This window comes from Bariatricus sp. HCP28S3_A7 (genome assembly GCF_052066375.1).
Classification (GTDB): Bacteria; Bacillota; Clostridia; order Lachnospirales; family Lachnospiraceae; genus Allocoprococcus.
Genome location: NZ_JBQHSG010000034.1, coordinates 1 through 19,969, shown reverse-complemented (window position 1 = coordinate 19,969; position 19,969 = coordinate 1). Strand labels below are relative to the sequence as shown.

Here is a 19,969-nt window from a genome sequence, read left to right as displayed (position 1 = left end):
CTGCAGCAAATGCGGAAAGATCAAGAAAGAATTGTCACTGTCAGAACGGATCTATGAATGTGGGTGCGGGAATCGGATGGATCGGGATGTGAATGCAGCGATCAATATCCGAGAAGAAGGAAAAAGAATTTTATGCGCATAATTGCGCCTGAAATATGCCCGTAACCGGGCAGAAAAGAACCGCGGGGCACGCGGGGATAGCTTATTGATACTTAGCCCTATCGGGCTATTGAGTAAGAAGCCCCTACTTCAAAGCTTTAGGGCTTAAGTAGTGGGAGCGTGTCACTGTGAATTGCACTCCTGAAATTATTATGATGAACAACTCACTTGTGGTACTTACTACTCCGAATAATACAAGATGGGAATTAAAAAAAGGTGATGTTATCAAATTTGAATCCTCACTTTATCCAACTTATGGGCATTCAACATCTATTTTTTGTATTTTACCTATTATCGATGGAGAACTGAAAGAAGAAATGGAAATTTTCAATACAAATGAAGTTTCTTACCAGTATACTGCTACTAAAGATTGTTATTATAATCTTGGAATACTCAGTGCCAGCCCTAGTTCTATTAGTTTTCACGAAGGAACGATTTCGGTAATTAAGTAAACACAAATCTCCCCTTGAAAAAGATACTGGGGACGCTCCTTTTGCCACCCACAAGCCAAAGAGCTCTGAGCAATACAAAAGGAGCGTCCCCTCACACTTAAAACTTAAAAGCCAAAGGGCGCTGGGCGTGACAAAAGGAGCGCCCCAAAAGCAACAATTCCACTCCCCAAAACCGCCAATATTCCCATCACTCCAATCTCAATTTTCTTCTTTTTCCTAATAAACTCTTCTTCCATCCCTAGTGCACGAAAAATTTCCAGACTCCTCTTTGCTTCATACTCTTCTGCTTCTAGCATCTGATAAAGAACTATGAATACCAATATTAGATAAAATACCGTAAATACACTATACATTCCCAGAAACGAATACATATCCTGTTGTCTTTGTATATATTCCTGATGATAGTTATCAATGTTTACAGTACCCATTTTCTTGATACATTTTAACAAATGTTCTTCTGTATCAAATACATCTGCATCATCTGAAAGATTAATTCTTACCTTCTGACAATACTCATTCATATTGTTTACTTGAAAAGTTTTCCAAAATTTTCCTCCTACAATGATCTGGATTCCACTTCCTCCTGGAAACGGGGATCGAATATCTTCTTTTTTTGCTGTTCTAAGTATCCCACTGATTTGAATTTGTTTTTCTTCTGTATACCCATTCACTTCCCAATGAGATATTTTTAGCGTATCTCCAACTTTCAGATCATTTTCCATGAGAAATGATTCCTGATATTCTTCTTCGGTTACATTTCCCAGATATCCATATGATGTTTTTTCTAAAGGAGGAAGCAGTAATATGCAGAAATTTCCATTTTGAAAGTCATTTTGATTGATACTTCCTTCCGTCATATTTCTCACAAATCGTTCTATATTTTCCCACTCATTAACGCCTAATACGCTTAATGATATTTTATTGATTTCTACATTTTCATTAAAATTCTGTTCGGTTTTTACAACTTCCTGAAAATATCTATTATCCGAGTATTCAGACAAATCAATGGTAAATTCCCCACTGGCGCTGACTTGATAAGTTTCTACTGATTCTACTCCGGCAATCTGAGAAAATAATGCAATATCACTTTTTCTTATACCAGATACTTCCGGAAAATCTGTCGTATCTAGACTATATCCATTTCCTGTCGTTTGTTTAAACTCTTCCAGATTTACTTTTTTATTTCTTACTTCAAGAATTCCAAACAACACAATACTTATTGCACTGGATAGTAATAAAATCTGAACGATTTTTCTTACACCTTTATATTTCCACTCGCTCATAACTACGGAAAAGGGTGTAAATTTTGAAATAGAACAGCTCCTTCTCTTTTTGATTTTTTTATTTCTTCTTTCACCTCCTGATTTTAGAATTTTATTTAATCTCATGCATGATAATAAATAACCGGTTACAATAATAAGCCCGCTCCATAAAATTCCATTTAACATTGACTTTACAAAAATCTTCGAGATAATATTTTGTCCTGATATGACCTTTAGGACCGGTAAACTGATTTTATAAAGAGCGACTCCCATAAGAGTCCCTATAGTAAGTGAAATACTTCCATAAATTCCAGCTTCCCATAAAATCATCTGAACCATTTGACTCTTTACCATTCCTAATGCATATAGAAATTTCCAAAATTGTTCTCTTTCATCAATGGAATGAGAAATCGTAATAAATAGCACACAAATTGCAGATCCGGCAATCAATATTCTTATGGTTATCAAAAAATCTTCATATGGGATTTTGTCTGTTATCAATCTCCCATCACTAAAATTTTCAACCATGGCACAAGAAATATCTTCACTTTTTTCCATGTCTTCATAAACATTTTCATATCCATCTTTTGCCTTAATAAGCATATGCGTTTCCAATGGACTCCCTATTCTTTCTGCCCCTTCATTAGTCACAATTCCAGTTGGTAATCTATGTCTTAAGCTGATATCCCAGTTTACTTGATAGTCTTTGATGATTCCACACAAAGTGTAGGACAGTTCTACCGATGTTTCTTCATGATGAAACTCTATGGACGGTATGATTCTTAACGTGATTTTTTCACCTATTTTATCTTCGTATCCTAGAAGAGCAAGCATGCTATATTCCATAGCGATTTCATTTTCATTTTCCGGAAATTTTCCCTCTTTCAATTCCAAACGTCCCAGATTCCATGCGTCTTCATCCATCGTTCCTATGTTCCACTGAGTGTTTTCCAGATAGTCTCCTTCAAGAACACCATAAATATTGATTTCACCTGTCTTTTCAAGAAATGGGTTATCCCTTGCAGCAGATCTGTCTTTATAATCTGTTTCTACCATCATCCTTTCCCACTCACCATATACTTCTTTCCGGCTTTCCCGAAATGCATCAATGATACCTGATGTCATCTGTAGATCAAGCTGTATTAAAGCGCATGCCAGAATGGAAATACAAAGAATCTGGATACTGTATTTCTTCTGTTTCTTTATTCTTTTAAAACTCAGATTTCGCTCAATCTTTTTGGGATTCATTTCTTTTTTCATCGTAGTCTACCATCTTCTATTGTTACAATTCGATCTGCATAATTTGCACTTTCTATATCATGCGTCACCATTACAATCGTTTGTCTATAAATTTCTCTTGACATACAAATCATCTGCATCACTTCCTGACCTGTATAATAATCTAAATTTCCGGTCGGCTCATCTGCAAGAATAATTTCCGGTTTTGCTGCCATCGCACGGGCAATTGCAACCCTTTGCTGCTCTCCTCCGGAAAGCTGATCCGGATAATCCATTCGTCTTTCCCACATACCAACTCTTTCTAACACATGCTGTAAATGTTGATAATCCGGAGTATCATGCGAAATGTAAAGTGGCATACAAACATTATCCCAAATTGTATATTCTTGAAGAAGCTGATACTGTTGAAATACAAATCCTATATGTTTTTGCCTTATTTTGCATTTTTGCTTTTCAGTAAGCTTGTTTATTTCTCTTCCATTTAGAAACACTTCACCCGAATCTGGTTTCTCTAGTGTTCCTGCAATTTTGAGAAACGTAGATTTCCCCGATCCGCTTCTTCCCATAATTGCGACAAATTCTCCTTCTTCCACTTCAATAGAAAAATTTCTTAATGCAGTAATATTTTTTTGACCAAATTGATATTTTTTATTTACATTTTTAAACTGAATAGCTGCTTTCATTTCTTTCCTTCCATATTTTGCTTATCTGTTGTTTTCAGTTTATCATATTTATCTTTCAATTCTCTTACTCGTATTCTTACGATTCCGTAAGATTTTTATCTGCTTCTTTTGCAACCATCTTCGGAATCCGGAATTCAAATGTAGTCCCTTCTTTTTTTGAATCAACTACCTGAAGGGTACCCTGATGAAGACTTATGATTTCTCTTGATAAATTTAACCCAATGCCAAAGCCTTTGTTTTTTCCCTCTTCTATCTGATAAAACCGGTCAAATATATGCTCTCTTTCGTTTCCTTCCAGACTTTTTCCACTATTAAATATCTGAATTACATAATTATCCCCACTGTCAAGAAGTAAAACATTAACTATTCCACACTGTGAAGTAAATTCAATTGCATTTTTCAATACATTTTCTATTGCTTCCTGAATCCAGAATGCATCACAAGATAAAATACATTCTTCTTCGGATTCATAATGAATGAAAATATATTTTTCTTCTGCAAGAATTTTTATTCTGTCAATACATTTTTCAATCAATACAGTTAAATTTTCTCGTTTTCTTTTCATCCAGATTTTTCCCGCATCGATTTGTGCAAGTCTCAGTAAAACGATTGTCATATCTTTCATCCAACAAAGTTGATTTACACAGCTCTCCAGTTTTTCTTTTTTCTTTTGGTTTTCTTCTAGTTCTGTCAGATTTTCAAGAGTAAGCAACATTCCTGCCATTGGTGTTTTTAACTGATGGGATATATTTTCCATATAAGTTCCCATCTTTTTTCTTTCATTCTGGACAATTGTTTTTTCTTTTTGAACCTGCTCATATATCCGCTTTTTTTCCTGTTCCATATATTGAACAATTTCTTTTTCTGTTCTTTCATTTCTGCATATTTCCAGAATTAATCCAGCAAAACAAATAAAAAAAGCAGTAATACAGTAAAAAAGTCGACCGTATGTTTTAATATTTTCTTTTAAATATAATTTTCCACTTTCTTCATATCCGGCATTTTTCATTTGAATGCTTCCTAACTCATATTTTTCTTCATCAAATGACCTAAACACCGCATGCTCCATATCTGTCTCCTTCAGTTCACCAATCCAGGAAACAACTTGTTTTTCATATGCATTTCCAAGAATCTGTTGATATATAAAAAAGGCAGTCAGCATAAAAGCAAAGACTGCCAGCCATTTTACACAAATATTTCTGATTCTATTTTTCTGAAATGGTCTCATATATTTCCTCCGTTTGTATTGTCCACCGATATCCGATTTCTCTTTTTGTCTCAATCAAGATTTCCTTACTATCTCCGGAAATCTTGCTTCTGATTCGATTAATATAAACCGATAATGCATTATCATCTACAAAATTCTCATTGGAATCCCAAATAATTTCCAGAAGCTTTGCTCTTGAAATTATCTGCGGTGAATTTACGATTAAGCAATATAAAATTCGATATTCTGTCAAAGTCAGTTCTATCGGAATTTGATTTTTTACGAGAGACTGTCGATCAAAATTTAAAACAAATTCTCCGCTTTTGATTCCTGTTTTTCTCTTTTCTTCTTGATTTTGTTCAGATCGTTTTAAAAGAGATTTGACTCTTGCAAGAAGTTCAAATGTCCGAAATGGTTTTATGACATAATCATCACCGCCGGCTTCAAAGCCTTCAACAATATATCCCTCGCTGTCATATGCTGATAAAAATAAAACTGGATTTCTAGTCCTTTTTCTGATTTCTCGACAAAGGGAGATTCCATTTCCATCCGGAAGTTTCATATCCAATATGTAGAGCATATACTTATTTGCTTTGATTTTTTCCATTCCTTCTGCAAATGTTGATGCTGTTTCTGTTTTCCAATCTCTCATTTTCAAAATATCCTCTATTCCGCATCGAACCATTTCATCATCTTCTACAATCAAAATTTTCTCCATATTTCTCACCTTCTTTTAGTGACTTTGGAAATCCTTTTGCCACCCACAAGCCAAAGGGCGCTGGGCGTGGCAAAAGGAGCGTCCCCTGGCTCCTACACCACCATTTTATAAAACCGAATTATAAATCTTGCTCCGCCATCTTTTACATTTTCGGCGAATATCACTCCTTCGTGGGATGTGATAACCAGTCTTGCAAATGCCAGTCCCACACCGAAATTCAAAGTTTCTGTCTTTCTTCCTCTGTAGAACCGTTCAAACAGATGTGGCATATCTTTTTCTTCGATTCCTTCTCCTGAATCTGTGATGCTAATTTCTGTATAGATTGGATTTTCTCTCCAGGAAGTGCAGATGGTTCCGTCTTCCGGTGTGTGTTCCATCGCATTTTTGATCACGTTTCCGATGGCTTCTTCCATCCATTTTTTATCGCAATTGATAGAAATATTTTTTTCGCCATGCGTCGTGAATTTCTGGTTTCTCAGTTCCATCGCGATTTCAAATGGCTGCATGGATTCCTGGATAAGGTTTTGAACGGAAATTTCATTTTTCTTAAATGTGATGGTTCCGGCATCCAGTTTTGCCATTTTTAGGAGGGATGTGATCAGCCATTCTATTCTTCCGAGCATCTGTTCCATGTCGCGGCACAGTTTTCGTTTTTGTTCTTCCGGTGTCTCCGGTGATTTGATTTTTTCCAGCATCAGGTTCAATGATGTAAGCGGGGTGCGGATCTGATGGGAAATGTCGGTCAGGGAATTGGCAAGGTTCCGTTTTTCTTTCTGGATGCATTCATTTTGTTCCCTCAGTCTTATGATCATTTTCTGAATTTCATCCCGCAGGATTTCCAGGTCTCCTTCCCGCATTCTGCTTAAGTTCAGGTCTGCCTTTCCGTGAAGGATTGCATCCATTTCCATGGTAAGTACCCTGATTTCATGATATCTTTTTCCTGCAAATATCATCCAGATCAAAAGCAAAATGATTCCGCATAGAAGTGCTCCTGCAGCTCCGCCTTTCAGCAGAAACACTGTTTCCGGTGACCATTTATTTTTTCCAAATACAGATGCGAAAAAAAGGAGCGCACTGATAAATGCAGTTGCTCCTCCTCCAGACAATAACTGTAATTTAATTTCTCTGTTTCGAAAAATACCCATTACTCCTCCATTTTATAGCCAAGTCCTCTTACTGTTTTGATGATCTGAGGGTTTTGAGGTGAATCTTCAATCTTCTCCCTGAGCCTCTTAATGTATACAGTAAGTGTATTATCATTTACATATTCACCGGCGATATTCCAAAGTTCTTCCAGAATATAATCTCTGGAAAGCACTTTGCCTTTTTTCTGTAAAAACATCAGAAGAAGTCTGTACTCCAAAGAAGTCAGAAAGATTTCCCGGCCGTCTTTTTTTACGATTCCTCTTGATGCATCAATCTCCAGTCTGCCTGTCTGAAGCTGGATTTTTTCTTTTTCTCCGTAAAATCTGCGGATTACCATTCGCATTCTGGATACCAGTTCGCGCGGCCGGAATGGTTTGCTGATGTAATCGTCGGCTCCCATATCCAGACCTGTCACTACTGAGAATTCATCGTCCAGTGCAGTCAGAAATATAATCGGAATCCGGTACAGCGCCTTCACCGCCGTGCAGACGCTGTATCCATTTCCCTGTGCCAGTGTTATATCCAGCAAAATCAAGTCAAATTTTTGTTCCTCGAGAAGGTTCATTGCCTTTTGCTGTCCGTCGACCGAACAGATTTCAAAACCTTCTCCTGTCAGAAATTCTGTAAGATTTTCTATGATGAGGCAATCATCCTCGACCAGAAGTACTTTATTCCTCATCCGGCTGTCCTTCTGTCATTTCGCTATCGCCTTCCATATCCTCTGATACTGTCTCAATCTCTTCCAAAGTTCCTACCGGTTCTTCTTCATTTTCAGAAATATCACCCTCCAGCTCTTTGGATGCATGACGCACTTTGGCAATACTGGCAACTTCTTCTTTCTCCTTAAGGTTGATCAATTTTACACCAGAAGTAATTCTTCCGAGAACGGAGATTCCCTTACATTCCATGCGGATCACGATTCCATCGGTATTGATGATCATAATTTCATCATTGCGATTTATCGCCTTTGCTCCTACTACATTACCGGTCTTTTCAGTAATCTTATAACATTTCACACCCTTACCGCCACGGTTCTGAGAGGTGAATTCTTCCATCATGGTACGTTTTCCCATACCTTTTTCGGACACGATCAGAAGGTCTTCTCCCTGTGTATCAAGCTGCATTGCCACCACTTCATCGCGGTCACTTAAGTTCATACCGCGAACACCCATGGAAGTTCTTCCTGTTGCGCGGACATCTTTCTCGTGGAAACGGATGCACTGTCCGTATTTTGTTACCAGAATAATATCGCATTCGTTATCTGTTGTTTTTACTTCAATCAGTTCATCATCTTCTCTGAGCGTGATTGCAGCAAGTCCTGTCTTTCTCACATTTGCATATTCGCAAATCGGAGTCTTCTTTACAAGACCTTTCTTGGTTGCCATGAACAGATAATCTCCATCTCTGTAATCCTTAATCGGAATCATTGCGGTGATCTTCTCATCCGGCTGAAGCTGCAGAAGATTGATAATCGCAGTTCCTCTGGAGGTTCTTCCGGCTTCCGGAATCTCGTAACCTTTCATGCGGTACACGCGTCCGGTGCTGGTGAAGAACATGATATACTGATGTGTATTCGTCATAAACAGTTCTTCCACGTAATCTTCTTCCAGTGTCTGCATGCCTTTGATTCCCTTGCCACCGCGGTTCTGGCTCTTGAAAGTATCATTGCTCATGCGCTTGATATAGCCAAGTTTTGTCATGGTGATGACTACATCTTCCTTCGGAATCAGATCTTCCATGGAAATGTCGTACTCATCAAATCCGATGGACGTTCTTCTCTCATCTCCGTATTTCTCAGAAATCACGAGAATTTCTTTTCTGATCACACCGAGAAGCAATTTTCTGTCTGCAAGAATTGCTTTATATTCTGCAATTTTCTTCATCAGTTCTGCATATTCTGCTTCTAGCTTCTCTCTTTCCAGTCCGGTAAGAGCCCTCAGACGCATATCTACGATTGCCTGTGCCTGCGCATCACTGAGATTGAATTCCTTCATGAGAGATTCTTTCGCAATCTGCACCGTCTTGGAACCACGGATGATTGCGATTACCCGGTCAATATTATCGAGCGCGATCAATAAGCCCTCTAAAATGTGGGCACGTTCTTCGGCTTTATTCAGATCATATTTCGTTCTTCTTGTTACGACATCCTCCTGATGCTCCAGATAATGGTTCAGCATCTCAAGAATATTCATAACCTTCGGCTCATTATTTACCAGTGCAAGCATAATAACGCCGAACGTATCCTGAAGCTGTGTATGTTTATATAGTTGATTTAAAATAACGTTCGGATTCACATCACGGCGCAGTTCAATGCATACACGCATACCTTCTCTGTTTGACTGATCGCTGAGGTCTGTGATTCCGTCAATCTTTTTATCTTTTACAAGCTCTGCAATTTTCTCGATCAGTCGCGCTTTATTTACCATGTACGGAAGCTCCGTCACAACGATACGATTCTTTCCGTTTGCCATCGGCTCGATATTCGTCACTGCACGAACACGGATCTTACCACGTCCTGTACGGTAAGCTTCTTCGATGCCTCTTGTTCCAAGGATCGTTGCTCCGGTCGGGAAATCAGGTCCTTTGATGATTTCCATGATTTCTTCGATGGTTGTCTCTTCTTTATCTGCAATCTGATCATCAATGATCTTCACTACGGCACCAATGACTTCCCGCAGATTGTGCGGCGGAATATTGGTCGCCATACCGACTGCAATACCGGAAGTTCCGTTTACCAGAAGGTTCGGAAATCTTGCCGGAAGGACGGTAGGCTCCTTCTCCGTCTCATCAAAGTTCGGTACGAAATCAACGGTATTTTTATTAATATCAGCAGTCATTTCCATGGAAATTTTGCTGAGTCTTGCTTCGGTGTATCGCATAGCCGCAGCGCCGTCTCCGTCCACAGAACCAAAGTTTCCGTGTCCGTCAACAAGCGTATATCTCATAGACCAGTCCTGAGCCATATTTACCAGCGCACCATAAATAGAACTGTCACCGTGCGGATGATATTTACCCATCGTATCACCGACAATACGTGCACATTTACGATGCGGTTTGTCAGGTCCGTTGTTCAGCTCTATCATTGAATAAAGAATTCGTCTCTGTACAGGCTTCAAACCATCCCGCACATCAGGAAGCGCACGCGAAGCAATAACACTCATGGCATAATCGATATAAAAATCTTCCATAGTTTTCTTCATATCCACTTCATGGACTTTGTCGAAAATATTATCTTCCATTTTTTTCTTCTCCTTTTGGTTGGAATGCAGCTTTTACAGCTGCAGCCTTCTCGAAAATCTGCGATTTTCTCGATGGGTTGGCATTTGCAATGCCAACCTTGAAAGAAGAATAAGCCAATTTTCATGTGAACATGAAATTGTCTTTTTCTTCTTTCAGCTGCCGCTGCGAAATACTAGATATCCAGGTTTTTAACAAACTTCGCGTTTTCTTCGATGAATTCACGTCTTGGCTCTACTTTATCGCCCATGAGCGTGGTGAATGTAAGATCCAGTTCAGATGAGGTCTCGTCGTCCATCGTTACACGCTTCAGAATTCGATGTTTCGGGTCCATGGTTGTCTCCCAGAGCTGGTCTGCATCCATCTCTCCAAGACCTTTATAACGCTGGATTTTATTGCTGCTGTCACGTCCTACTTCTTTCAAAATCGCATTCAGTTCTTCATCACTGTATGCATACCACACTTTTTTGTTCTTTTCCAGTTTAAAAAGTGGCGGCTGTGCGAGATAAACGTATCCCTGTTTAATCAATTCCGGCATAAATCTGTACAAAAATGTTAACAATAACGTACTGATATGAGCACCATCCACATCGGCATCTGTCATAAGAATGATCTTATGGTAACGCAGCTTTGAAATGTCAAAATCATCATGAATTCCGGTTCCGAATGCAGTGATCATCGCTTTGATTTCAGCGTTGGCATAGATTTTATCCAGCCTTGCTTTTTCAACGTTAAGAATTTTTCCACGGAGCGGAAGTATGGCCTGTGTTGCACGGTCACGCGCTGTTTTCGCGGAACCTCCCGCGGAATCTCCCTCTACGATATAGATTTCGCAGTTTGCAGGATCCTTGTCGGAGCAGTCTGCCAGTTTTCCCGGAAGAGACATTCCTTCCAGAGCTGATTTTCTTCTCGTCAGATCTCTCGCTTTTCTTGCCGCCTCACGCGCCCTCTGGGAAAGTACGGATTTTTCAATGATCGTCTTTCCGACCGAAGGATTTTGTTCCAGGAATATCTGAAGCTGAGTGCTGACAATACTGTCAACTGCACCTCTTGCCTCGCTGTTTCCGAGCTTCTGCTTCGTCTGTCCTTCAAACTGCGGATCTTCAATTTTGACACTGATGATCGCAGTCAGCCCTTCACGAATATCTTCCCCGGACAGATTCGGCTCACTGTCTTTTAATAATTTATTCTTTCTTGCATAATCGTTAAATGTTTTTGTCAGGGCATTTCTGAATCCTATCACATGCGTTCCGCCCTCCGGTGTGGTAATATTATTTACGAACCCGTAAGTATTGTCTGTGTAGGAATCGTTGTGCTGCATCGCAACTTCAACCTGAACATTATCCTTCGTTCCTTCGCAGTAGATAATCTGCTCATAGAGCGGTGTCTTGCTTCTGTTCAGATATTCTACAAATTCCTTGATTCCGCCTTCATAGTGGAACACTTTTTCTTTCGGTTCTTCGTCACGCAGATCGGTAAGGCTGATCTTCAGCCCTTTTGTAAGAAATGCCATCTCACGGAATCGCTGTTTTAATGTATCATAATCAAATACCGTATCTTCAAAGATCGTATCATCCGGAAGAAATGTGACTTTCGTTCCTGTTTTTGCCGGATCACATTCTCCGACTACTTTTAGTTTATAAATAACATGGCCTCTTTCATAGCGCTGTTTGTAAATCTTACCTTCAGAACAGATTTCTACTTCCAGCCAGTTTGACAATGCATTTACAACAGAAGCCCCTACTCCGTGAAGACCGCCGGATACCTTGTATCCTCCACCGCCGAACTTTCCGCCGGCATGCAGTACGGTAAATACGACTTCCACTGCCGGAAGTCCGGCTTTATGATTGATTCCTACCGGAATCCCACGTCCATTGTCAATGACGGTAATCGAATTATCCGGATTGATGAAAACCTGAATGTGATCACAATATCCTGCAAGCGCCTCATCTACTGAGTTGTCTACGATCTCGTATACAAGATGATGAAGCCCTCTGGTTGATGTACTTCCAATATACATTCCAGGTCTTTTTCTTACTGCTTCCAGCCCTTCCAATATCTGGATCTGGTCTGCCCCATATTCTGCACTCATACCTATCCTCCTAATTCTCGTTTGATACATGTCCGTTAAGAACATGAAATACTTTGTTTATTGAAAATCTGTGATTTACAAACTCATCCAGGCCTGTACAGGTGATCAGAGTCTGTATATCATGAATACTGTCTAATAAATAGTTTTGCCTGTGTTTATCGAGTTCAGACAAAACATCGTCAAGTAAAAGCACCGGAGTATCCCTTATAATCAGTTTTACCAGTTCAATTTCAGAAAGTTTGAGCGAAAGAGCCGCCGTTCTCTGCTGTCCCTGGGAACCGAATTTGCGGATATCCAGTTCTCCTGCCATGAAGCAGATATCGTCCCGATGCGGACCGGCAGAGGTGCTCTTTGTCCGGATATCCCTCTCTCTGTTTCTCTTAAGAGCAGCTTCCAGCGAATATGCACCGCATCCCGATTCATAGGAGAGGCATATTCTCTCTTTGCCACCCGTCAGCCTGTAATGTATCTCATCAATGATTTCATTTACTTCAGAAATAAACTTCTTTCTCCTGGCAATAATCTTATCTCCGTATGCGACCAGCTGCATATCCCAGACATCCAGAGTATCGATAAGCTCCGACTGATACACGGCATCTTTCAGAAGCTTATTTCTCTGATTGACGATCCGGTTATAATTTGCCAGATCCCGAAGATAGACTTTATCTAGCTGGGACAATTCCAGATCCATGAATCTTCTTCTTTCCGCCGGGCCGTTTTTGATAATATTCAGATCCTCCGGCGAAAAAAACACAAAATTCATCAGCCCAAAAAGCTCACTCGCTTTTCGGATCGGAACCTTATTGATCGCGATTCCTTTTGGACTGTTCTTCTTCAAATGCATATCGATCTGCCAGGGAACTTTGTTCTTCTCTATGATCGTCTCGATATGAGACTCCTCCTGTCCGAACCGGATCAAATCCCTATCTCTGGTTCCTCTGTGCGACTTTGTCGTACCGGAAAGGTACACAGCTTCCAGGATATTTGTCTTTCCCTGCGCATTGTCTCCGTAGAAAATATTGGTTGCCTTATCAAATTCAATATTCAGCAATTCATAATTTCTGTAATCTTTCAACTTCAATGATTTGATAATCATAGACACACCAACTTATTTTTCAATTTTAATATCTTCCCCATCGTAAGAAACCGTATCTCCATCGTACAGCTTCTTGCCACGTCTTGCATCTACCTCTCCATTTACCTTTACAAGACCGTCCATGATTACTTCTTTCGCTTCAATTCCGGAAGACACCAGCCCTGCAGCCTTCAGTGCCTGTCCAAGCTTGATATATTCTTCTCTCAACTTAATCGTATACATAGTTTCTCCTCTTGTCTTATGCCACGCCGCTGAAGTTCACCGGAAGAATCAGGTAAATATACGTTTCCTTTTCATCCTTAATGAAACATGGTGCCTTGGCATTCATAAAATATAGGTCAACCTCTTCGTCTTCAATCACTCTAAGAGCATCAATCAGGAATTTCGGATTGAATCCGATCAGAAGATCTCTTCCTTCTTTTGTAATCATAATTTCTTCATCCATGGTTCCAAGCTGTGATTTGATCTTCAGTTCCATGATTTCATCTGTGATATTAATAATTACCGGTTTTTTATCGCCTTCTTTTACAAGAAGCGTTGCACGGTCAATACAGTTCAAAAATTCTTTCTTGTTAATTCTCACTTTTGTTTCATAATCATTTGAGAGCATCTGATCAATTTTAAAATACTCACCTTCAATTAATCTGGAAACAACGACTGTCTGATCAAATTCGAAAACAATATGGTTATTTGTAAAATACAGATTTACTTCACTATCTACTTCTCCTGAAAGAATCTTACTTACTTCCATCAGTGTCTTTCCCGGAACAACAACCTTAAGCGGATCATAAGCTTTCTTAAGGGCAATCTTACGAATCGAAATACGATGGCCATCCAGAGAAACAACCTTCAGCATATCATCATGGATTTCAAAAAGTTCACCAGTCATTAATTTATTGCTGTCATTATCTGCAATAGAGAAAATAGTCTGTCTGATCACTTCTTTCAGAGTGAACTGGGAAATGATGACCGGTTCTTCTCTTTCGATATATGGAAGATAGGAGAAATCCTCTCCTGATTTGCCTGAAATATTAAATTTAGCTTTTTCACAGGTAATAAGTGTCTGCTGATTATCATCTGACTCAATTACAATATCATTATCGGGAAGCTTTCTTACAATATCGGAGAAAATTCTCGCATCCAGTGCGATCATTCCTTTTTGTTCGATATTTCCTTCTATGACAGTTTCAATACCCAGTTCCATATCATTTGCTGTGAGCTTGATAATGTTTGTTGTAGCATCTATTAAGATACATTCCAGAATTGGCATTGTTGTCTTGGTCGGCACAGCTTTTGATACAATACTGACTCCCTTTACAAGGTCAGCCTTCTGACATCTGATTTTCATAGTGTGTATAACTCCTTTCAACGAGCAATTATAAATAATATATATAAAAAATATCCGCCTTATCCTTATTAGGGGCTGTGGAAATGTGGGTAAGTACCTAAACCCCTTGAAAATCAAGCATTTCAGAAAAGGACAAGTCCGTTGACAGCTTCAGAAAATGATGTTTATGAGGTTGGGAAAACTTTTTGAATGAATTATACCGGGTTGATCTTTTTCTTAATAATGTCGATAGTATTCCTCAAAGTTTCGTTCTTTTCCACATCATTTGCCACTTTATCCACACCATGATTCACAGTGGAGTGATCTCGTCCACCCAGAAGAAGTCCTATGGTTTTAAGTGGTGTATCCGTCATTTTACGGCATAAGTACATGGCAATCTGCCTTGCATTTGCAATTTCAGCATTCCTTTTGCTGCTTTTCAGGTCAGAAATCGGAATGTTAAAGTGTTCAGAAACGACATCAATAATAAGTTCAGGGGTTACTTCACGGTTCTCATTCGGTGAAATGAGGTCCTTTAATGCTTCGGCAGCCAGTTTGATGTCAATTTCTTTCTGATTATTATTGATCCGGTACAGAGCAATCAGTTTATTAAGAGAACCCTCAAGTTCCCGGATATTGGTTTTTATGTTGGTGGCTATATACTGAATAACTTCATTCGGTATATTGTAACGTTCCAGCTGGTCAATTTCGATTTTCTTATAAAGAATGGCCATACGTGTCTCATAATCCGGAGCGGAAATATCTGCAATCAATCCCCATTCAAAACGGGTTCGCAGACGGGCTTCGAGAGTCTCCATGTCTTTTGGAGGTTTATCACTCGAAATAATGATCTGCTTTCCGGCATTGTGTAAGTGATTGAATGTATGGAAAAATTCTTCCTGTGTACTTTCTTTTCCTATAATAAACTGTACATCGTCAATCAGAAGTACATCATTATTACGGTACTTGTCCCTGAAGGCAGTCATTGCAAGTTCATTTCCTGTTTTACCAATTCGGATCGCATCGATCAGTTCGTTGGTAAATGTCTCACTGGTTACATAAAGCACCTTTTTGGAAGGATCCTTCTCCAGAATATAATGAGCAACTGAATGCATCAAATGCGTTTTTCCCAATCCTACACCTCCGTAAAGGAAGAGAGGATTGTATACTTCTCCCGGTGATTCGGCTACCGCAAGGGAAGCAGCATGGGCGAAATTATTGTTTCCGCCGACAACGAACGTATCAAAGGTATATTTCGGATTGAGATTCGCCTGCTCGGAAATATTATTAATTCTTTTGTTTTTTGGTTTTGCTTTTGGTTCTTCCTGTCGGGAATTTAGATTATTTTCCATTTTATAGAATGCCATCTCAGAATCAGGAATATCTTTTGGAATAAATTTAATATCATATTCCACACCGGTTACTTCAGCAATACATACTTTGAGCGGAAGAAGATACTTATTCTGTATATGTTCAATGCTGGCCTTGAAGTTGATGGACAAATACAAAGTATCTCCTACGATGTCATATACTTCAAGGGGTCTGATCCATGTTTCAAAGGATATATTTGATAAGAAGTATTCTACCTTCAGTTTTTGAATAATCTCTTCCCATTTTTCTTTTACAGTATCCATCTTAGTTAAAACTCCATTTCAGCGTATAGTCGGTCAGATTATGTCAAAATCTATTTACAATAAGAAGAAAACATGTCTTCAAAGATAAAATTGCATAATCATACATATATATTCTACATTAAAATTCCTATATAATCAATGAAAAATAAGTAGGGAAAACTTTTCAACATGAGAAAATCGCTTAAATACGCGTTATTTTATGTTAAAAAAATATCCATACACAGGTTATCAACCATTTTCCACATAGTTATCAACAAAATGGGGATAAAGTTGATGATAAAATAACCGTGTTTTTCTTGACTTTACAAGCTTTTTTGTCTATAATCAAAAATGATGTCTTAAAAAGTTTATAATCTAATATTTTAATAGGGAGTAATCGGATAGGAGGTGGATATCAATGAAAATGACATTCCAGCCAAAAAAACGTTCAAGATCTAAAGTTCATGGATTCAGAGCAAGAATGGCTACAGCAGGTGGAAGAAAAGTTCTTGCAGCAAGAAGAGCAAAAGGAAGAAAAGTATTATCAGCTTAGGCCGCAGACATGTGGCCTTTTCTTCTACAAAAAAACAGGGGAAGAAGCGTATGAAATTTTCAGAATCACTGAAAAAAAACAAAGATTTCCAGGTAGTTTACCGTAGAGGAAAGTCTTATGGCAACCGGTATCTCGTTATGTATGTGCTGAAGAATGATCTTGGAAAGAACCGGGTCGGAATATCGGTCAGCAAAAAAGTCGGAAATAGTATTGTAAGACATCATTTAACCCGACTGATAAGAGAGAGTTACAGGCTGCATGAGGACATGTTCCAATGTGGATATGATTTTGTAATTATAGCAAGAGTGTCAGCGAAAGAAAAATCGTACAGAGAGATTGAAAGCGCACTCATCCACTTGGGAAAACTTCATAATATTGTTTGCGTGAAGCAGGACATTTGTAAAAATGAACAGCAGAAAGGCGAACCCGGACCGGATCATGCCGGTTCAGCATATCAGGAAGATGGATGTGCAAAAGGCACGGAGAGATGAAAAATTGAAGAGATTATTACTATTTTTAATTCGTTTTTACAGAAAATATTTGTCTCCATTAAAGACAAGATATCATTGTATTTATGTTCCAACCTGTTCCGAATATGCGTTGGAGGCAATTGAAAAATATGGAGCGCTTAAAGGCGGTTTGCTTGCAGCCTGGAGAATACTCCGGTGCAATCCGTTTGCGAAGGGCGGATATGATCCTGTGCCTTAATGATTTGCTGCCCAGTTTCGGGGCAGAAGACCTTCATTTTCCAATCAAAGTAAAAGGTCTTTAGAAAATTATGGAGGAAAAAATATGACAGGTTTTGTAATGACACAGGTCAGCACGCCGATTATCGGACAGGCTGCCTGGCTGCTCGGTAAAGTTATGGATGGAATTTACCGGGTAATGAATGGAGTCTTCGGTATACAGAACATTGGTATCTGTATCATTCTTTTGACAGTCGTTATTTACACACTGATGATTCCGCTTACGATTAAACAGCAGAAGTTTTCGAAGATGTCTGCTGCAATGAACCCTGAAATTCAGAAGATCCAGAAAAAGTATCAGGGCAAGAAAGACCAGGCTTCCATGGAGAAAATGCAGGAAGAGACACAGCTGGTCTATGAAAAATATGGAGTATCCCCTACAAGCGGATGTCTCCCGATGTTTATCCAGTTCCCGTTCCTCTGGGCAATGTGGTATGTAATTCGTGGTATACCTGCTTATGTAAGTCAGGTAAAAGATGTCTATACTCCGTTGATTGAAGGAATTACATCTACAAACGGATGGCAGAAAATAATGGAATCCATCGGTGAAGCAAAACCGATTCTGATGGATCCGTCAAAATACGATTATTCGAATACGAACATCCTGATTGATGTTTTATACAAATTCCAGTCTTCCACATGGGAAACTTTGAAAGAAGGATTCCCGGCTCTGCAGTCAACAATTGAATCTACAATGGCACAACTCGAAAAGATGAACAACTTTTTGGGACTGAACATTGCAGAAGCTCCTTTGAACCTGATTAAAGACGGATTCTCAGCCGGAGCATTCGGAATTGTGATCGCAGCACTTATGATTCCGATTTTTGCTGGTCTGACCCAGTATCTGAGTGTGAAGATGGTACCTCAGAACAATGGCAATACTGATCAGGAGAACCAGGTTGCCGCAACCATGAAGACCATGAACATCACGATGCCTCTGCTTTCTGTATTTATGTGTTTCACGATGCCGACCGGTCTTGGTCTTTACTGGATCACCAGTGCGGTAGTACGTATGGTTCAGCAGTTCTTTATCAATAAACATCTGAGCAAAATGCCGATGGATGAACTGATCGAACAGAATATGGAAAAAGCGGCTAAAAAACGTGAGAATAAGAAGAAAGTTGAATCACAGTATGTGAATGAAATGGCACAGAAAAAGGGACGCAAGATTGAAAAGAGCAGAAGTGCCGAAGAAGAGAAGGCTTTGGAAGCAAAACTTGAAAATGCAAGAAAACTGAATGAAAATGCGAAAGAGGGAAGTCTTGCATCAAAAGCAAATATGGTCAAGAAGTTCAATGAAAGCAATAAATAGGGGGTAATGATGATGAAAGAAATTACAGTTTCGGCAAAAACATTAGATGATGCAATCACAGAAGCTTCCATTCAGCTGGGGGTTTCAAGTGACCAGATGGAATATGATGTCATCGAAAAAGGAAGTACAGGATTTTTCGGAATCGGAAGCAAACAGGCAGTCATCAAAGCCCGACTTAAAAAAGAAAAAGCAGAGCAGGAAGAGACCATTTCTGTATCAGAAATTTTTGAATCTAAGCCGGAAGTAAAAGAAGAACAGAAATCTGAAGTTAAGAATGAAGTTAAAAATGAGATAAAGAATGACTTCAAGAAAGAAAACCGTAAAGATTTCAAAAAAGATCCCAAGAAAGAGAATAATAAGGATTACAAAAAAGAATATAAAAAAGATTCAAAAAAAGAGTACAAGAAAGATTTTAAGAAAGAGTATAAGAAAGAAACAGCAGCTCCTGTTCAGGAAGAGAAGAAAGAAGTATCGCAGCCGGAGCGCAAAGAAATCGAAGTTGCAGTGGTTACAGAAGAAACCAAAAAGATCTGTGAAGATTTCCTGCGTGATGTATTAAAGGCAATGGGAATGGGTGAAGTAGAATTTACTTCGGTAGTAGATGAAGACGGAGCACTTGCCATTGAAATGAAGGGTGACGATATGGGAATCCTGATCGGAAAACGCGGTCAGACACTGGATTCTCTTCAGTATCTTACAAATCGTGTTGCGAATAAGTCACAGGAAGGTTATGTAAGAGTAAAACTTGATACCGAAGACTACAGAAGAAGAAGAAAACAGACACTTGAAAATCTGGCAAAGAATATCGCATATAAGGTAAAACGTACCAGAAAGCCGGTATCTCTGGAGCCGATGAATCCATATGAAAGAAGAATCATTCATTCTGCACTTCAGAATGACGACAGAGTGTCAACACACAGCGAAGGAGAAGAGCCATACAGAAGAGTTGTGGTAACTCCAAACAGGCGATAATCAATGAGAGCCGTTTCCTGGAAAAGGAAACGGCTCTTTTTAAATACTAAGACTTCCCATACCCAAAATGGGATTTGTACCTTGAAAATTCAATATTTCAGCTAATAAAATAGCGATTTATGCCACTGCAACCTGTGTATGAAGCGCATCGCGCA

General features: G+C 39.1%; 18 protein-coding genes and 1 pseudogene. 7 read left to right on the top strand and 12 right to left on the bottom strand.

Features of this window, described 5'->3' with window-relative positions; all coding sequences use genetic code 11:
* Positions 1 to 142 (top strand): zinc ribbon domain-containing protein (locus tag ACTNA4_RS14490; RefSeq protein ID WP_441017401.1); only part of this gene is annotated, 142 nt, incomplete at its 5' end.
* Positions 143 to 287: 145 nt separating this feature from the next.
* Positions 288 to 611 (top strand): hypothetical protein, encoded by a 324-nt coding sequence (locus tag ACTNA4_RS14485; protein ID WP_441030747.1) that lies wholly within the window; start codon positions 288 to 290, stop codon positions 609 to 611.
* A 104-nt stretch (positions 612 to 715) separates the two neighbouring features.
* Here ACTNA4_RS14485 and ACTNA4_RS14480 read toward each other — a convergent pair whose 3' ends face one another.
* The 12 genes from ACTNA4_RS14480 to dnaA form a co-directional block, all read right to left on the bottom strand.
* A complete protein-coding gene (locus ACTNA4_RS14480; protein WP_441030745.1) occupies positions 716 to 3,133 on the bottom strand; it encodes an FtsX-like permease family protein in 2,418 nt (805 codons plus the stop codon).
* A complete protein-coding gene (locus ACTNA4_RS14475; protein ID WP_427819285.1) occupies positions 3,130 to 3,795 on the bottom strand; it encodes an ABC transporter ATP-binding protein in 666 nt (221 codons plus the stop codon). The genes ACTNA4_RS14480 and ACTNA4_RS14475 overlap by 4 nt, the downstream gene beginning before the upstream one ends.
* Positions 3,796 to 3,871: 76 nt before the next feature.
* A complete protein-coding gene (locus ACTNA4_RS14470; RefSeq protein ID WP_441030743.1) occupies positions 3,872 to 4,864 on the bottom strand; it encodes a sensor histidine kinase in 993 nt (330 codons plus the stop codon).
* 136 nt (positions 4,865 to 5,000) lie between these two features.
* Positions 5,001 to 5,720 carry a response regulator transcription factor gene (locus ACTNA4_RS14465; RefSeq protein ID WP_441030741.1) on the bottom strand — a complete coding sequence of 240 codons (720 nt, stop codon included), beginning with the start codon at positions 5,718 to 5,720 and terminating at the stop codon, positions 5,001 to 5,003.
* A 92-nt stretch (positions 5,721 to 5,812) separates the two neighbouring features.
* On the bottom strand, positions 5,813 to 6,865 hold the full coding sequence (locus ACTNA4_RS14460) for a sensor histidine kinase (protein ID WP_441030739.1): 1,053 nt from the start codon (positions 6,863 to 6,865) through the stop codon (positions 5,813 to 5,815).
* A complete protein-coding gene (locus tag ACTNA4_RS14455; protein ID WP_441030737.1) occupies positions 6,865 to 7,545 on the bottom strand; it encodes a response regulator transcription factor in 681 nt (226 codons plus the stop codon). The genes ACTNA4_RS14460 and ACTNA4_RS14455 overlap by 1 nt, the downstream gene beginning before the upstream one ends.
* Positions 7,535 to 10,105 carry a DNA gyrase subunit A gene (gene gyrA / locus ACTNA4_RS14450; protein WP_441026452.1) on the bottom strand — a complete coding sequence of 857 codons (2,571 nt, stop codon included), beginning with the start codon at positions 10,103 to 10,105 and terminating at the stop codon, positions 7,535 to 7,537. The genes ACTNA4_RS14455 and gyrA overlap by 11 nt, the downstream gene beginning before the upstream one ends.
* A gap of 173 nt (positions 10,106 to 10,278) precedes the next feature.
* A complete protein-coding gene (gyrB, locus tag ACTNA4_RS14445) occupies positions 10,279 to 12,195 on the bottom strand; it encodes a DNA topoisomerase (ATP-hydrolyzing) subunit B (RefSeq protein ID WP_441030735.1) in 1,917 nt (638 codons plus the stop codon).
* 10 nt (positions 12,196 to 12,205) lie between these two features.
* Positions 12,206 to 13,291: a DNA replication/repair protein RecF gene (gene recF, locus ACTNA4_RS14440; RefSeq protein WP_427819297.1), complete on the bottom strand. Its 1,086-nt coding sequence runs from the start codon at positions 13,289 to 13,291 to the stop codon at positions 12,206 to 12,208.
* Positions 13,292 to 13,303: 12 nt separating this feature from the next.
* Positions 13,304 to 13,513 carry an RNA-binding S4 domain-containing protein gene (locus tag ACTNA4_RS14435; RefSeq protein ID WP_441030733.1) on the bottom strand — a complete coding sequence of 70 codons (210 nt, stop codon included), beginning with the start codon at positions 13,511 to 13,513 and terminating at the stop codon, positions 13,304 to 13,306.
* Between the two features lie 16 nt (positions 13,514 to 13,529).
* On the bottom strand, positions 13,530 to 14,639 hold the full coding sequence (gene dnaN / locus ACTNA4_RS14430) for a DNA polymerase III subunit beta (RefSeq protein WP_441026448.1): 1,110 nt from the start codon (positions 14,637 to 14,639) through the stop codon (positions 13,530 to 13,532).
* A 194-nt stretch (positions 14,640 to 14,833) separates the two neighbouring features.
* Positions 14,834 to 16,252, bottom strand: coding sequence for a chromosomal replication initiator protein DnaA (gene dnaA / locus ACTNA4_RS14425; RefSeq protein ID WP_427807302.1), 1,419 nt, complete (start codon positions 16,250 to 16,252; stop codon positions 14,834 to 14,836).
* Positions 16,253 to 16,649: 397 nt separating this feature from the next.
* Between dnaA and rpmH the strand changes: the two genes are divergently transcribed.
* The 5 genes and pseudogenes from rpmH (at position 16,650) to jag (ending at position 19,814) form a co-directional block, all read left to right on the top strand.
* Positions 16,650 to 16,784: a 50S ribosomal protein L34 gene (gene rpmH, locus ACTNA4_RS14420; RefSeq protein WP_427807301.1), complete on the top strand. Its 135-nt coding sequence runs from the start codon at positions 16,650 to 16,652 to the stop codon at positions 16,782 to 16,784.
* Between the two features lie 50 nt (positions 16,785 to 16,834).
* A pseudogene (rnpA, locus tag ACTNA4_RS14415) lies at positions 16,835 to 17,161 on the top strand (ribonuclease P protein component); the annotation flags it as partial.
* Between the two features lie 85 nt (positions 17,162 to 17,246).
* Positions 17,247 to 17,492: a membrane protein insertion efficiency factor YidD gene (gene yidD / locus ACTNA4_RS14410; RefSeq protein WP_427807339.1), complete on the top strand. Its 246-nt coding sequence runs from the start codon at positions 17,247 to 17,249 to the stop codon at positions 17,490 to 17,492.
* An 84-nt stretch (positions 17,493 to 17,576) separates the two neighbouring features.
* On the top strand, positions 17,577 to 18,842 hold the full coding sequence (gene yidC, locus ACTNA4_RS14405; protein ID WP_441030731.1) for a membrane protein insertase YidC: 1,266 nt from the start codon (positions 17,577 to 17,579) through the stop codon (positions 18,840 to 18,842).
* A 12-nt stretch (positions 18,843 to 18,854) separates the two neighbouring features.
* Positions 18,855 to 19,814: an RNA-binding cell elongation regulator Jag/EloR gene (jag, locus tag ACTNA4_RS14400; protein WP_441030729.1), complete on the top strand. Its 960-nt coding sequence runs from the start codon at positions 18,855 to 18,857 to the stop codon at positions 19,812 to 19,814.
* The last annotated feature ends 155 nt before the right edge of the window (positions 19,815 to 19,969 follow it).